The organism is Leucobacter sp. UT-8R-CII-1-4 (assembly GCF_030010235.1).
Taxonomy (GTDB): domain Bacteria; phylum Actinomycetota; class Actinomycetes; order Actinomycetales; family Microbacteriaceae; genus Leucobacter.
Genome location: NZ_JASCRS010000001.1, coordinates 757,313 through 773,203, shown reverse-complemented (window position 1 = coordinate 773,203; position 15,891 = coordinate 757,313). Strand labels below are relative to the sequence as shown.

Sequence of the window (15,891 nt, the reverse complement as noted above, 5' to 3'; positions counted from 1 at the left end):
AGAGCGCGCCGGTGATTTGCCTGTCAGTCTTCGTTCCGCACTCGAATAGAATTGTCAGCGTGTCTGCTCAATCTCAGCCCCTGCCTCCGCGCATTACTGGGCTGGGGTATGTCCGGCCGCTAGGTAGCGGCGGTTTTGCAGACGTATTTCAGTATGAACAAGACATGCCGCGGCGTATTGTCGCCGTGAAAGTTTTGAAAACGGCGGTTCGAGAAGCGCGAGATCGCTCTGACTTCGAATCAGAAGCCGACGCAATGGCGCGGCTTTCAAGCCATCCGTCGATTGTCTCGATCTATTCGGCCGGTGTCTCTTCAGACGGCCGCCCGTACTTGACGATGGAATTTTGCCCCGAATCCATGCGGGTGCTGACAATTGGCAAGCCGGCACCACTTGCCGTGGTGCTCGACGCTGGCGTTCGGTTGGCCGGTGCGCTTGAGACGGCCCATCAGGCGGGCATCATGCACCGCGATATCAAGCCGTCGAATGTGCTGCTCACCACAACAGGCAGGCCGGTGCTTACCGACTTTGGTATCTCCATGCTGCAAAACCAATTCGCTTCAGACGACAAACGCCACGCGCTTTCAATTCCGTGGGCAGCTCCAGAAGTAAACAATGGCGCAAGCACAGGCACGGTCGCCAGTGAAGTGTGGGCACTCGGAGCCACGCTGTACACCTTCGCGGCGGGCTTCTCGCCGTTTGAGCATGCCGAACGGGCACAAAACACCGAGTCGAAGATGAAGGCTCGAATCTACCAGGCCAAGTACCAGCCCATTCCTGGGGCACAGGGTTATCAGCCCTTCGACGAGGTGCTGCGAACCTCAATGTCAGCAATGCCAGAGCGGCGTTTCTCGAGCATGCAAGAGTTCGCCGAAGCACTGCGTACCCTGCAACGCAGCTACGGTTTTGATGTCACACCGCTGGATCTGGTGCGACCCGACTGGGTCGCCCCGGCAGCAGACTTCAGTGCGCCACGCGGACCGGTCGTCACCACGGTGCGAACGGCCACGCGAGCCCAACAGCGGGCCGAACTCAGAGCGCAGCAACTGAGTGAAAATAGCGATGGCGTGCTCATCGATCGCCCGAGGTCGCCGCTCAAAGCTGGCCTAATTGGTGCTGGCATTGGTGTTGTCGTAGCGGGGCTCGCGGTCACGTTTGCTGGGCTCGCATTTGGGTGGTTTGGATGAGCAAGTCACGCCCTCCACGCGGGAACCCTACGAAACGCAGGCTTGCCGGCTGGATCGCAGGCACCCTCTCACTCGCCCTCGTGGTTACCTTTGCGGTCATTTCTGATGGTTTTGATTCACGTGAAACGCCCCGTGAAGACCCATCGGTATGGGTTGAGCGGGCTGCCGGACAATACGCCAGAGTGAACACCGAAACGGCAGAAATCGATACTGTGCGGTTGGCCGAGAGCCCAAGCAGCGTGGTGCAAACTGCTGACCTCGGTGTTCTCTTGACGCAGGGCTATGCGCGCGCCAACATGATTAGCGCTGCCGCGCCCAAAGACATTCAAGATGATGGTGCAGCGAAGAACGCTGCAGAAATCGGCGCGCCTGAGCAGCGCGAAGACACCGCGGCGCTGAACGAAAGTGCTGCAGCCAACACCCCTGATACCGAGTCCAATACCAACCGCGACAGCTCAAGTATTCGCACTCCTGACGGCACACAGCAGGTGATTGCTGCGGGTAATCGGATGCTCTTTTTCACGCAGAGCGGCGCGAGTTATCTCGCTAAGGTGAAGCCTGCAAGCGGCGGTAGCCCAGCAAAACTTGAACAACCTCAGCTGCTTGATCCGCTGACTGAGCAAAGTCAGAGCGGCGGCGAAAGCGCAAAACCAGAACAGTACGCGGCCAACGCGGTGGCCCTCGATGCTGAAGGTAATATCGCGCTCTTCTCAAAAAACGAGCAGAGTATTCGCCGCTACGACGCTGTAAGCGGGCAGTGGCAGAGTTCTGAAATGAATGTTGGAGCCGAGGTTCCAGCCGACGACGTTCAATTGGCGCTAATTGGCGGCAAATGGGTGCTTTTTGACTCGGCGAAAGGCCACCTCTGGCGCGAGGGCGAAAAACAGCAGATCACTCTCACAATCACCGGTGGCGCCAAGCTGCAATCTTCAAGCAGCAAAGCCGGCAGAACCCTGATCTCTGACGATAACGGACTCTGGGCGGTCAGTGCGGCCGGAAAACCCGAACGCATCGTCGTAGCTTCCGGTATCGCTGCGCAGCCAAAGCAGGTAGGCGAGCAGATGGTTGCCTCTTGGGTGGGGCAAAACGAAGCGAGAATGTGGAGCAGCGAACAGGGCGAAACTGAGCTTGCCCTTGACCCCAACGTCGAAGACCTCAGCAACGCTGAACCAGAGATTCGCACCAACGGTAGTCGAGCAGTAGTCGCCGAGTTGCGCAGCGGCATGATGTGGACAGTGCCAGAAGGAAAGCTGATCCCGGTCGAACAGTGGGCCCTGGTAGACCCACCAAAGCAAGAAACCGGCACCATCGTAAAACAAGACGTGACCGAGCAAGAACCACCGGTTGCTGTCGACGTTGCATTTGGTGTTCGCGCGGGCGAACCGGCGCTCCTACCAGTGCTGCTCAACGATTACAGCGCAAACCGCAAAGATGTGCTCACTGTCATTCCAGACGGACTCGGAAATGACCTCGATCCAGCGTTCGGAACAATCTCAATGCTGAGCGACGGTCAGGGCATTGTGCTGCAGCCTTCAGCAGGAGCAAGCGGAAGCGCAAACTTTCAGTACCGCATCACCAACGGCGTGACCGAATCTGAGTTCGCGACAGTGACACTAACCGTCGCCGAAGAATCGGCGAACTCTGCCCCTGAATGGTGCCCGGTCGAAGGGTGCCAGCGAGCCTGGCCAAGCCCAGAAATCGCTCCCGGCGGCACTCTCGTGCTGCCCGTGCTTGAGGGTTGGGTTGACCCAGAGGGCGACCCCATGATGCTCGCCGGTGCTGAAGTCAGCAATCCAGAAGACCCGATTCGAGCACTCGTCACAGCGGATGGCAAACTGGCGATTCGGCACAATGACCCCAACGCGGCCGCAGGCGACTCGATCGTGCGAGTACGGGTGATGGATTCAAGAGGCGCAGAAGCCGAACGTGATCTGCGCGTACGGGTTCGCACCGGTGCAGCCATCGAATTCACACCAGCCGCCTCGACCGTGAAGATCGGCGAAGCGACCTCGCTTCGACCGCTTGAACGGGTAAGCGGTGGTTCTGGCGCCTTCCAACTGGTGAGCTCAACCGTGCAGCAGGGATCCACTACAGCCACCGCGAACTCAGGCACCGGCGTCATTGAAGCCGTCGCGAGCGAACGCGGTAGCTCAACCATCGCGGTCACCGTGCGCGACACCATTACCGAGCAAGAAACCACCGGCATTATTCGAGTTACCGCGGTGGATCGCCGAGACGCTTTCGCTGTGCCGCCGCTGCGCGCATTTGTTCGCCCGCTGGCCGACAGCACGGTAGACGTGCTCGCCGCGCTGCCGAGTTCAAACTCGCGTGCCCTCACAGTGCGCTCGGCGACGGTGCGCGATGGGCAATTGCGCGCCGATGTGATCGAGCACTCGAGCGTGCGCGTTTCAGGATCAACCGCGAGTGGTATGGCCGGGCGTATCGGTTCGGTTGATGTGGTGATTGCTGAGGGCGAGCAGACCGCCCAGGGCAGGCTCACCGTGTTTCAGGTCGATGATGCCAGCGCTGGCGTGATTGCAGTGAGCGATACGGCGACGGTGCGAGCCGGCTCGGTGGTTGATATCCCTGTACTCGACAACGACGTTGCGCCACCAGGCGAACGGCTTGTGCTGCATCCAGAAATTGGTGGCTCTGGCGCTGAAGGAGAACTTGCGTTCGCCTCTGGCAGCCGCATTCGTTACCTCGCACCTAACGCCCCCGGCGTCTACACCTTGAGCTACACAACCTATGGCGCTTCGAGCCCCGAACAGCTTGATGTTGGTCAGGTTCGAGTCACTGTGCTCGCCGAGGGCTCAAACCGTGACCCCCAACCGGCAACAGTGACTGTTCGTCTGGCTCCGGGTGAGCGGGTGAAAGCAACGATTCCGCTTTCGGGTGTCGATGCAGATGGTGACCGTCTACGGCTGGTGGCCGTTTCTGCGCCCGAAGACCCGCAGATTTCGGCGAGTATTGTGCCGCGCAGCAGTGCGGTGCAGGTTGAAGCCTCTTCGAGTGCGCAACGCGGTACTCAAATTGTGAGCTACACGGTTCGTGATTCTTTCGGTGGTGAAGCCGCCGGCAAGCTGCGCATCATTGTGACGGAGCCTGATCCGGGTGGTGGTGCTCCCGTTGTCTATAGCGATTACGTCAGAATTGCTCGCGGTACGACAAATCCCGCTACCGTTCGCCCGCTCGATAATGATCTAGACCCGTCAGGCGGCGCGCTACAGCTTGTTTCAGTTGAACCGAATGTGCCCGGCGGTGAGGGATCACCTGCCTATCGCGAACTGGCTGCTCGCTTAGATCTTTCTGATCTGAAGCATGGTGTGGTTCGAGTGACCGGAGGCGAAGAACTGGGCACGGTTTCATACCGTTACACGGTTCGCTCTTCGAAATCGAAGAGCACCGCCGACGGCCTGATTGTTGTGCAGGTTTCTGAGCGAATCGGCCAGCAGGCTCCCGCGGTTACCGACACTGTGCTGGCGGTGCGTGACCGAGCGGATTTTGAACGAAGCGGCATCGACGTGGTAACTGATCGGGTGCGCTGGGCCAGCGGCGACGTGTCGACGCTGAAACTCTCGCTTTGGGGTGCTGCCGAGTCAAAATATTCGGTACGAGGATCATCTATCGTCGGGGCGTATCGGGCTGAGGGCGATCTGGTGCCCTTTAGACTCTCCGGCACTGATTTCACCGGTCATGAGGTTGAGACTTTCGGCTTCCTGATTGTTCCGCCACTTGATGAGTTGCGTTTGTCACTGAAGCCTGGGGCGGGCACCATTTCGGTTGCCGAGAACAAGAGTGTTGATGTGAACTTGAACACTCTGATTGATCTTGGGCCGCGTGACAAGATCGAGCTAGACCAGACGAGTTTCAGTACGCAGCGGCAGCAGGCGAGTTGCACGGCCATTGGTACGACCACGATTCGATACCAGGCAGGCCGCGAAGCTCCGTGGAGTGATAGCTGCGTGGTGCGGGTGAAACTTGAAGAGCAGCGCAGTTTTACGCTGTTGCCTATTCCGGTCACGATCATCCCTGACGACCCTGCGGTGCAACTGAACCCACTCACCCGAACGATTGCTCCGGGCAGCACCGAGACGATCAACCTTGAAGACATGGTTCAGTGGCAGGGTGGCCGTGAGGGATCACTCGCAAAGTTGCGCTGGCAACTCAGCGGTGGTAGCTCAGCCTTTGAGATAAGCAATTCAGGCTCAAAAGTGCAGGTTGTCGCCAGAGCAGATGCGACCCCCGGCTCACAGGCAGTGCTTTCGGTGAGCGCGAGCGGTGCGGGAGACAGCCAATCACTACTCACCCTCCGAGTAGGCGAAGCGGCTGTTGACGCACCAAAGGGCGGCACAGTTGCGCTGCGCTGCACCGTCGGATCGGACTGTAGCACTCCGCTAGTCGGGGTTTCTGGTGAGTACGATCCTTTCGCTGGCAAGAGCGGTGGCGGTTTGACCTTGGTCTCAGTGAATGACGGCGGATGCCAGTTCGGGACTATGCAGGCCTCTGGAAACTCAGTCAATGTTCGCTGGGCCGATCCGCGGGGCCCTGGCGGTCGCTGCACTGCGAGCTATGTGGTTCGTGACGCGCAAAATCGTGTTGGCAACGGCACAATCGAGTTTGACGCGCAGGGTGTTCCTCGCGCGCCAGTGGGTGTTACGGCTACCGGTGCTAGCGGTGACAGCGTCACACTCTCGGTTGCGCTTAGCGGCGAAACCTCACACCCTGAAGTTACCGGCGTGAAGCTGATGGCCGGTGGCTCTTCAGTTGGCCAGTGCACACTCGGTGGCGGCCAGGCGACGTGCACCGTGACGGGGCTTACACCAGGCGTGCGGCAGACCTACCATGCTGTTGCGACGAACTCGGTTGGCGATTCAGCTCAGAGTAGCAATGGGGTGGAAACCTGGGCATACCGGCCACCAGCACCGCCAAAGATTTCTGGCGGCGAAGCTGTGCGCTGGCTCGACAACACCGACCCTTCGGTGGGACGGGTGCGAATTCAGGTTGGCCCAAGTAGCGCCGAACGGCGAGTGCTCGTTGTTGATGGCAACGAAATTGCGATTTCGAGTGACCAGATTTATACGCTGCCCGCTACCGGAACACCTCGTGAGGTGCGGGTGTACTCCCTTGATGCGCCAAACATGATTCCGCCGGCGTACACCGGTGGCGACGGAGGCAAGGGCGATTCGGCTCTCTTGCCGGGTGGCGCCACCCCGATCGGCGCGCCGATTGCCGGTGAGGTCACACTCACGCTCTCTGGTTCGAACCGCACAGAGTGGTTGATTGAACACACTGGTTTCGGTAGGAACGGTGGTGACGAGCTGAGCTTTGCGTACCGTATCGAAAGCGGCAGCTTCGCGCGGGATCGTCAGAGTGGTGCGAATCTGCCCGAGCACCGGACTTTCATCGGCACAGTGAAAGCGTCGAACTCGTATGGAACAGCCGGGCCAATCTCTTCCGAACCGCAAACCAGCGGCGTGAAACTGCCAACTCTGCAGGGCAGCTACACAACGAACCCGGCCCCCACTCGCCTTGGCGATTGGTCATTTGAGTATGCGGCTGGAACAGTGAGTTATAGCCCATCGCCAAGCGGCGAAGTCACGGCGAGCACAATTGTGCCCGGAACGCCTAACGGCACCGTGACACAGTGTGCGCCGGGCGGCTTGAACTGTTCGGACCAGGGCAGCATTAGCGCAAGCGGCCCCGAACCCGTCAGCGTCACGCTGCAGACGTGTGTGCCCTGGAATGGCACTGATTTGCCAGATCACGCCACAATGCTGCAGCACATCACAAGTGCTGGTTCGCTGCAGGGCCTGACACTCGTTGCCTCGCCAGACCGCAAGATCACCCTTGATTGGGCCGGAACCCGAGACCAAGCCGTCTTTACCGACGGCCTGTGCACACCGACCCCATAACGAACACCCCGACTTTATTAGCCGCAAGACAGTACAAAGGAACCGCATGAGCATTCAGCAGAACGGCACAGCTCCGCTCAGTGACGAGCGTGCAACATGGGCAGGGGAGACGCTGCGAACAACCGCAGACGGCATGGAACAGGCCATTCACGGCAAACGTCGTGTGATCGAGCTTGTGCTGGCCGCTCAGGTTGCCGGTGGGCATGTGCTGCTCGAAGACGTGCCAGGTACCGGAAAGACGGCGCTCGCCCGCACGCTTGCGCAGGTTATCCAGGGTAGTTCTTCTCGTGTGCAGTTCACGCCAGACCTATTGCCGGGTGACGTTACGGGCATTACGGTGTTTGACCAACGCCAGGGTATTTTTGAGTTTCATGCTGGTCCCATCTTTGCGAATGTTGTGCTCGCCGATGAGATCAACCGTGCCAGCCCCAAAACTCAATCGGCGCTGCTTGAGGTGATGGAAGAACGCCAGGTAACCGTTGACGGCAAAACTCATCCGGTCGGCACCCCGTTTATGGTGATTGCCACGCAGAACCCTGTCGAACAGGCGGGCACCTACCGCCTGCCAGAGGCTCAGCTTGATCGATTTATGATCAAGACCAGCATTGGGTACCCAGATGAAATGGCAATGCGTCGAATTCTGCAGCAATCAGCTGCACCCGTCGCTGTGCAGCCGGTCATGAACACCGGCAGCCTCGTGCAGCTGCAAGATTTCGCGCGTCAGGTGTATGTGAGTCCGCTGATTGCCGACTACATCACCCGCCTCGTCGAGGCCAGCCGCAATGCGAGCGAGGTGCGACTTGGCGCGAGTGTTCGTGGCGCGCTCGCGCTTCTGCGCATGGCGACTGCGTGGGCACTCGTTCAGGGTCGAGCGTTCGTGGTGCCAGATGATATTCGCGGGCTTGCGACTTCGGTGCTCGCGCACCGTCTCGTGCTCGAACCCGAAGCAGAATTTGACGGTGTCACTGCCGAACAGATTATCGGCCAGTTGTTGCTCGATGTGCCAGAACCGCAGGAGAACGGCAGCGAGTGAAATCAGAAGGCACCCGTAGCCGGCGCCTGATGCACACCGGCACGAACACTCGAACTCACACGCGCCTAGGGCAAACTGGCCCTGGCGCCGGTGGGGAGTTTTCGCGACGCCGTGTGCAGTTCAAACGCTGGTGGCGGCGCACCCAGCGCAGGCTCAACCGGCGAATGGGAGCAATCACGAGGGCGGTAACGCCGCTTGGCTGGTTCGTGATCGCTCTTGCCGTGGTTGGGGTTGTGCTTGGAGCCACCCTGGTCTGGGTGGAAGCTTGGTTCGTCGCGATTGTTTCAGCAGCGCTCCTACTGATTGCCGTCCCATTCTTGGCAGGGTCGAGGGCTTATCGAACCGTGCTTGAGGTGAGTCGCAACAGTGTGGTTGCCGGCGGCGAGGTGCAGCTCAGCGTTGAGGTTGAAAACACCGTTGCCCGGCCGCAGCTTCCCGCGGTGATCGAGCTGCCTGTGGGCAACGCTTTGCGTGAACTTACGGTTCCGCTGCTTGGCCCTCACCAGCTAACGACTCTTCCGGTCACTGTGCCAACTGAACAGCGAGGGGTCATCGTCGTTGGCCCGCTCACTGTCGCCAGACAAGATCCACTTGGTCTTTTGCGACGCGAAATGACCTGGCGTGATCTGCATAGAGTGCACGTGCACCCGCACACAGTCGCGTTGCCACCGAACTCGGCGGGTCTTGTGCGTGATCTTGAGGGTCAAGCGTCGAAACGATTGACCGACAGTGATCTCTCGTTCCACGCAGTGCGAGAGTATGTGCCGGGTGACGCTATGCGTCACATCCACTGGAAGAGCACCGCCAAGACGGGCCAGCTCATGGTGCGCCAATACGAAGAATCACAAACTGCAAGACTTGCCGTGCTGTTTGACGCCCGCCGAGACGAATACGCGAGCGACGAAGAGTTTGAACTGGGTGTGAGCCTCGCTGCTTCGGTTTCGCTGCACGCGGTGAAGGAGGGACGCGAACGGTTTGTGGCCTCCGGCTGGGTTCCTGGCAAACTGAGGCCAAGTATCGACGGTCTCGAAGAGCTTCCCTCAGGTGACCAGAGGCAATTGCTTGATTCTTGGTCTGAGCTTCGTCAGGCCCCTGACGCGCCCGCGATTGAACATCTTGCGCGTGGCCTTGCACACTCAACTCGAGATCTTTCGATTGTTGTGCTGGTGACGGGTTCGAACCCTGAGCTTGCTCGACTGCGCCGCGCAGCCATGCCGTTTGCAGCCGATGTGCGTGTGCTGATCCTGCGCGCAGAATTGCTGGCCGAACCGGCTGCTCAGCGGATCGACTCGCTCACTGTTGGCACCCTCGGTGCTGTTGGTGACTTGCCTCAATTGATGCTGCGAGGTGCTTTGTGACCGCGCTGTCTAGGCGAATTGGCGCCGTACTGGCGGCGTTGCTTGCCACGGTACTCGGTGTGCTTGCGGCTTGGCCGATCTATCAGAGCGTGGCGCTTATCATCGCCGGTGCCACTGGTCTTGTGATCGGTCTTGCTATTGCGATGTTCAGCGCAAAACGAATGGGCATGTTTTCTGCCGCCGGTCTGCTGTTTGCTGCCTTTGTATTGACGGTGGTGCCGGTTGCGGTGCCACAAGCGTTAGATCGAATGCCAGAGGGGTTGCTGCGCGGGCTCATCGACGGCGTCGCCGGAATTGTGCTCGGCTGGAAGCAGCTCTTGACCCTTACGCTGCCGGTCGGCAGCTATCAGGCGGTGCTCGTGCCCGCCTACCTGGTGTTTTTGCTCAGCACCTTTCTAGCGGCCTCGATTGCACTGCGCAGCGAGAAGCGGGCCGCGCTAGCGGCTATTCCACTTCTCGCCCCAGTAGCTTTTGGCACAGTGTTTGGGTCGTCTGTGCTCAGCCAGAGCGTGGCGATTGGTCCAATAAACATCGTTGCTCCGCGCGAATTGGCGCTGTGGTGCGTGGCGGCCGCGCTCGGGGCCGCCTGGGTTTGGTTTGCAGCTGGCGCCGAACGTCGCGCCGCACTGCGCAGGGGGCGTGACGTTAGCGAACGCCGCAGCGGGGGCAAAACCTTGCGTGCCGTGTTTGCCTCGGGCACGGTTCTCGTTGCCATTGCGCTTGGTCTTGCGATCGCTCCAGGTCTCGGAGATGCCGGAAGGCAGGTGCCGCGAGACAGCATTGACCCTGAGATTCTTTTGCGCGAGCGGACCAGCCCGCTGGCCGGTTATCGCGGCTGGAAGAGCGACGAGAAGATTGACGCATCGCTCTTTTCGGTGGCGCTTGGGGCGAACTCTGCGCCGGAGGCGAAGCTGCCACCGCGACTTCGAATCGCGGTACTGGACGCATATGACGGTGTTGATTTTCACATCAGCCCGAATCAGGCGGGGCGATTCACACGCTTCCCAAGCGGTGACCGGCTGAGCGATCCGGTTCAGGTGGATGTGCAATTTGGTGAGGGCTACGGTGATATTTGGGTGCCGGTTGCTGGGCTTGGCTCGGTACCCGCTTTTCACGGTCCGCGGGCTTCAGATCTCGCCGACGCGTTTTTTGTGAATCGAGAAACTGCGGCGGCCATTGCTGTGCCCGGAGGGGCAAAGACCCTGGGGCTCCAGCCCGGAGACAGCTTCACAATGACGATGCAGGGCAGCGAAGACGGCAACCTCAGCGGTGGATCGCCCGCAGCACTCTCGTCGATTAACTTTGAGGCGATGCCTGAGCTGGTTTCTTGGGTGAACACGCAGGATCAACCGGCCAACGCGACTGGCTTGCTCGAATTGATCGAGCGCTTGCGCAGCCGGGGCTACCTGAGCCACTCGATCAGTGAAAGCGACCGCAATTGGCTGAGTCGTCTTGAACGGGAGTATGGCACTCGCTTCGAATCAAGCACTGGAGGGCACTCCACAGCTCGGCTTGAGCAGCTTTTTAGCCAGCTGAATAATCAGGAACGAATTGCCGGCGAGGGGGCACCAGCTGAGATGTTGGTTGCCGCGGTCGGCGACGACGAACAGTTTGCTGCTGCTGCCGCACTTATTGCGCAGATGCTGGGTTTTGAGTCTCGTGTGGTCCTTGGGGTTCGGCTTGCTGACACGCCAGAAGTGCAGGGTGTGCCGAATTGTGTGGAAGAGTGCACAGGAGACAATCTCGCCGCATGGATTGAAGTGCGAGATACCTCGGGGCAGTGGCAACCAATCGATGTCACCCCGCAACTCACTATGCGCCCCTCTACCTTGGAAGAGGGCGAGCAGCTTCCGGAGTATCCGACCACGCCTGAAGAGCGGGACGTGAAAGAAGTCGACCCGCCGCTTGGCATGGGTGAGCAAAACGATGACTCTGAAAATGAGAGCGAAGAAAAGACCCAAGCCTGGATCTTGCCGGTGCTACGCGCGACTGGTTTGAGCCTCGCGGCGCTTGCTTTGCTCGCTCTCCCGCTGCTGTTTTTGCCTTTTGTAAAGAAGCGGCGAGCCCGAGGTAGACGTGCCGAACCGCACACTGAATTGCGAGTGCTTGGCGCTTGGCAGGAGCTCGTTGACGGCGCTGTTGATGCTGGACTGAAGATTCCGCCAGGCGCAACCAGAGCTGAGATTGCCGAACTCATCGACAGTGATGCTGCGCGTTGGGCCGCCGAGACTGCTACGCGAGCGGTATTCTCAGCGCAGGGTGTGAGCGAGCAAGAGGCCGAATGGATGTGGGCGGCAGTTGCTACCGAAAACAAAACTCGGGCCGCAAAGATGACCCGCGTGCAGCGAATTCGTGCAAAATATGCGCTGAATTCATACCGCTTCAGCATTGTGAAGTGGCGCACCAGTGCGGCAGAATCAGCAACAGCGTCTCACGATTTGAAACAGACACACAAGGAGTCCCTCAATGGATAACTACTCGACTGGCACAGGAGTCGCCGTGGTTATTGCCGCGGTCTGGTCATTGCTCGCGGTCGGTGTGCTTGTTTGGTATTTGTGGGCAATGGCGAGGCTGTTCCCGCGTATTGGCCTGCAGAGTCGCGACGGCTGGATCCCGTTCTGGAACCAGTGGAAGTTGCTTGAGCGTGTTGGTCTGCCCGGCTGGGTCGTTCTGCTCACCTTTGTCGGGCTCGGCATCGTGCCTGGCATCATGCTGATTATTGCGATGTACCGTCTCGGCAATGAGTACCGCGCGGGGGTTGGCTACACGGTTCTCGGTGTATTTATTGCACCACTCTGGGCGACACTTTTTGCCAATCATGTCGGCGAGAACACTGCGCCTGTTGGCGCAACTCGGCAGCCAGCGAACTCGCAGTATGCTGCTCAGCCGCAGGCAGGTTTTGTGCCGCCGCAGGCGCCAGCTGCGCCAAGCGCATTCGCTGCTGCGGTGGCGCCCAGCCCATCTGCTCCGGGTGTGCAGGCCCCTGTTGCCCCAACAGCTTCACCGGCACAGTCTTGGCCGGTAGGACTGCAGCCAGCTGTAGTACCGCAGGGCCAACAGGCACCTGTCGCCCCGCAGCATGCATCGCCGCTCGGCGGTGAGACCGAGGCTGACTACGCCCGTCTGGCGGCGGAGAGCTTCCGGAGTGCGCCGGCAGCACCGCTTGGTTTGCACGAGACACCAACTCCGTTTTCGTGGACAGCCGCTCGTGCGGCTCAGGAACAGGCCGCTCCGATTGTGTTGCCGGAGCCAGTGGTGCCACCAGTGCATCCCCTCGCTCCTGCTGCTCCTGCGGCACCTGCACCAGTTGCATCGGCTGCCGCTCCTGCGACACCTGCTGCTCCGCCCGCTGCTCCTGCTGCCACCTCAGCGCCCCAGGCCGCTCCTGCTGCTCCTGCTGTTCCCGCAGCCGCACCGACGTTTGCGCCACCCGCCGAAGCTTCGGCGGTTATCGCCGAGCCTCCCGCTGCACAGGCGCCGGTTGATCCAGCGGTGACTCCCGAGCCGGCTACGGTAAGTCCTGTTGCCGTGGCCCCTGCCCAGCCAGAACCCTCGGCGCCCGCCGTTGCGCCAATGATTGTGCCACCCGCGCCGACTCCAGCCGCATACAAGGCAACCGGCATCACCGGCAAGGTTGAGCCGCTGCCCGATTCGATGCTGCCTGGAGCTGCTCACGCGGCCCCAGAAAATTCGGCGACTTCAGACGACGATCAATTCGATCTTGATCACACAATTGTTGCGCCGCGACGTTTGCAGCAGCAGTGGGTGCTTGAACTGCCAGACGGCACTGAGCTTCAGCTATCGCCAGATACCGTGGTGGGGCGCAGGCCAGAAGCTATCGACGGATCAGCGGTACTCGCAATTGCTGATCGCACTCGTACGCTCTCGAAGTCGCACGTGCGCTTGACCCGCGATGGCGAACGTTGGATCGTAGAAGACTTGAACTCGACCAACGGTTTGGTATTGCTCAACGAAGACGGCAGTGAAAGCGAACTCATGCCCGGTGTGCGGGCTGAGGCAACCGAGCGCATGCTTTTTGGCACGCTCGAAGTCAAGCTGCGGCTCATCGGTGAATCTGCGTGATTCTGCCCGGCACTGAGCCACGGGTGAAACTCGAGGTGGCGGCACTGACCGATCGCGGCTTGCGGCGAGCGGTCAATGAGGATGCCCTTTTCGCTGCCGATCCGTGTTTTATCGTCGCTGACGGTATGGGTGGTCACGATCAAGGAGCTGCTGCAAGCAGAGCTGCAATTTCGGCGTTTAGCGAGGCCTTCACCGCCCCTCGCGAAGCCACCATGCAGCAGATCGAGGCTGCCCTTGACGAGGCGAAACGTCGCGTGCAAGCAATCTCAGAGCGAAGCGAACGCGGGGCCGGGTGCACACTCACCGGCGCGATTCGTATCGAGCACCAGGGGCAACCGCACTGGTATGTGCTGAATGTTGGCGACTCCAGAGTGTACTTGCAGCGTGGCGGGCGATTGCAGCAGCTCACCACTGACCACTCGCTGCAATCGGAGCTGTTTGCAGAGGGCGATAGTCAGGCTGCGTCGACGCCGCGCAACATCATTACTCGGGCGCTTGGGAGCACTGATGATGAGCATGATGCGTGGTTGTTGCCGGTTGAGGCCGGTTCACGGCTGTTGGTGTGCTCGGATGGTTTGAGCTCAGAAATCAGTGATGTCGAAATTGAGACGGTACTGGCTGAGGGTGGCGAACCGGCAATGCTCACGGCTGAACTTGTGCGCCGCACACTTGCGGCCGGTGGTCGGGACAACATTTCAGTGATTGTGCTTGAGGTTGTGTCTGGCGGTGTCGCGGCACAAGCGTCCGAATCGGCCGGTGAAGATGCGGAGTGGGCGACGCTTGAAATTACTCGGCCGGGTTCACGATGACCCGCGAGTTCGAACCGGAGGGTGAGATTCCCGAAGTTGCTGAAGACCGCACAGTTGTGGTCTCGGGCGACGACACCGTGGCGATTTCAAACGATCGCACTCGGGTCGCGGCGAAGAATGGGCGTCGCGAGCGTCGGATCGCCGAGCGTGCAGAGCAAGAAGATGCGGCGCGCCAGCAGTCGTTGAGCCGGTCTGATCCTGCGCCGCCGGTTAAGCAGCCCCTGGCCGAGCGTGAGCTTCTCCAGATCGTTGATTCTGGTCTTGACCCGCATCGCCCAATTGCACTGGCACCGGGTGTCGCTCCGTGGGAGGTTGCTGCGGAACGCGGTGTCTCTCGGGGGCTGCCGGTGAGCTATGGCGCAAGGCCGAGCAGTGAGATGCCACTGCAAACGGGGCGAGATGAGATTTTTCGCCGTGTGGGGCTACCGCCAGCGCAGACCGAAACAACTGTGGTGCAGGGGCGCGATCAGCTGCCATCATTGAAAGAGCGTGATCGTCGTCGCAAGGTGACAACCCTCGCTGTGTATTTTGGTGTGATCGTGATATCTGTCGTTGGGCTTTATGCTGTAGCGGCTATTGCTTTTGAATGGTAGATTCGCAACACGGTTACGGTGCAGTAACTGAAATTGCATCGCGCTTTGCGCGGTCGAACTTGAAGGGGGAGACTATGTCACTCGCTGGTAAGACAATGCTTATGAGCGGTGGAAGCCGCGGAATCGGTCTCGCGATCGCGCTGCGGGCTGCCGCCGACGGCGCGAACGTCGCCATCATCGCTAAAACGGACACCCCACACCCAAAACTTGAGGGCACGATTCACACCGCGGCCGAGGCTATTCGCCAAGCGGGCGGTCAAGCATTGCCGATTCACGGTGACGTACGCAACGATGAAGATATCGCGCGAGCTGTTGAACTTACCCTTGCCGAGTTTGGTGGCATTGACATCGTGGTGAACAACGCGAGTGTGATCGATCTTTCTGGATCACTTGATCTTGCCGAAAAGAAATACGACCTGATGCAAGACGTGAATGTGCGCGGCACCTTCATGCTCTCTCGAGCCGCTATTCCGGCACTGAAAAAATCCGAGAACCCGCACATTCTTTCGCTTTCGCCGCCACTGAATATTTCACCAAAGTGGCTCGGTGCGCACACTGGCTACACCATGGCGAAGTACGGCATGACAATGGCAACTATGGGTATTGCAGCTGAATTCGCTGAGTCGGGGATCGCGGCGAACTCGCTCTGGCCGCTCACTACCGTTGCAACCGCAGCAGTGCAGTTCTCTCTCGGTGGCGACCAAATGATGCGGGTTTCGCGCACGCCAGAAATCTGCGCAGACGCCGCCTACGCCATGCTTACCAAGGACTCTCGCAGCTACAGCGGTCAAACCTTGGTAGCAGAAGACGTTCTGCGCGCCGAGGGTGTAACGGACTTCTCAGGGTATGCAGCCGTACCAGGTACCCCAGACGATCAGTTGTTCCTCGATATCTTCCTCGACTAATCGACACAACT

The 15,891-nt window shown here is 59.9% G+C and carries 9 protein-coding genes; all 9 read left to right on the top strand.

Annotated elements, in window-relative coordinates:
- Positions 1-59: 59 nt before the first annotated feature.
- The 9 genes from QBL02_RS03365 (at position 60) to QBL02_RS03325 (ending at position 15,880) form a co-directional block, all read left to right on the top strand.
- The gene (locus QBL02_RS03365) at positions 60-1,184 is read left to right on the top strand and encodes a serine/threonine-protein kinase (protein ID WP_282724943.1); all 1,125 of its coding nucleotides are present in this window, start codon (positions 60-62) and stop codon (positions 1,182-1,184) included.
- Complete coding sequence (locus QBL02_RS03360) at positions 1,181-7,099, top strand: Ig-like domain-containing protein (protein ID WP_282724942.1); 5,919 nt, start codon at positions 1,181-1,183, stop codon at positions 7,097-7,099. The genes QBL02_RS03365 and QBL02_RS03360 overlap by 4 nt, the downstream gene beginning before the upstream one ends.
- Before the next feature lie 46 nt (positions 7,100-7,145).
- Positions 7,146-8,132 carry a MoxR family ATPase gene (locus tag QBL02_RS03355; RefSeq protein WP_282724941.1) on the top strand — a complete coding sequence of 329 codons (987 nt, stop codon included), beginning with the start codon at positions 7,146-7,148 and terminating at the stop codon, positions 8,130-8,132.
- Positions 8,133-8,296: 164 nt separating this feature from the next.
- Entirely contained in the window at positions 8,297-9,490 is a 1,194-nt protein-coding gene (locus QBL02_RS03350; RefSeq protein ID WP_282724940.1) for a DUF58 domain-containing protein, read from the top strand.
- Positions 9,487-11,964, top strand: coding sequence for a transglutaminase domain-containing protein (locus QBL02_RS03345; RefSeq protein WP_282724939.1), 2,478 nt, complete (start codon positions 9,487-9,489; stop codon positions 11,962-11,964). The genes QBL02_RS03350 and QBL02_RS03345 overlap by 4 nt, the downstream gene beginning before the upstream one ends.
- Positions 11,957-13,573: a DUF5684 domain-containing protein gene (locus QBL02_RS03340; RefSeq protein ID WP_282724938.1), complete on the top strand. Its 1,617-nt coding sequence runs from the start codon at positions 11,957-11,959 to the stop codon at positions 13,571-13,573. The genes QBL02_RS03345 and QBL02_RS03340 overlap by 8 nt, the downstream gene beginning before the upstream one ends.
- Before the next feature lie 23 nt (positions 13,574-13,596).
- Positions 13,597-14,382 carry a protein phosphatase 2C domain-containing protein gene (locus QBL02_RS03335; protein WP_282724937.1) on the top strand — a complete coding sequence of 262 codons (786 nt, stop codon included), beginning with the start codon at positions 13,597-13,599 and terminating at the stop codon, positions 14,380-14,382.
- A complete protein-coding gene (locus QBL02_RS03330) occupies positions 14,379-14,975 on the top strand; it encodes a hypothetical protein (protein WP_282724936.1) in 597 nt (198 codons plus the stop codon). Before QBL02_RS03335 ends, QBL02_RS03330 begins: the two co-directional genes overlap by 4 nt.
- A gap of 74 nt (positions 14,976-15,049) precedes the next feature.
- Positions 15,050-15,880: an NAD(P)-dependent oxidoreductase gene (locus QBL02_RS03325; RefSeq protein ID WP_282724935.1), complete on the top strand. Its 831-nt coding sequence runs from the start codon at positions 15,050-15,052 to the stop codon at positions 15,878-15,880.
- Positions 15,881-15,891 lie beyond the last annotated feature (11 nt).

Excerpts from the sequence above, each read along its gene's own strand:
- QBL02_RS03350 (WP_282724940.1), top strand. The coding sequence starts at position 8,297 with ATGGGAGCAATCACGAGGGCGGTAACGCCGCTTGGCTGGTTCGTGATC.
- QBL02_RS03325 (WP_282724935.1), top strand. The coding sequence starts at position 15,050 with ATGTCACTCGCTGGTAAGACAATGCTTATGAGCGGTGGAAGCCGCGGA.
- QBL02_RS03355 (WP_282724941.1), top strand. The coding sequence starts at position 7,146 with ATGAGCATTCAGCAGAACGGCACAGCTCCGCTCAGTGACGAGCGTGCA.
- QBL02_RS03360 (WP_282724942.1), top strand. The coding sequence starts at position 1,181 with ATGAGCAAGTCACGCCCTCCACGCGGGAACCCTACGAAACGCAGGCTT.
- QBL02_RS03340 (WP_282724938.1), top strand. The coding sequence starts at position 11,957 with ATGGATAACTACTCGACTGGCACAGGAGTCGCCGTGGTTATTGCCGCG.
- QBL02_RS03330 (WP_282724936.1), top strand. The coding sequence starts at position 14,379 with ATGACCCGCGAGTTCGAACCGGAGGGTGAGATTCCCGAAGTTGCTGAA.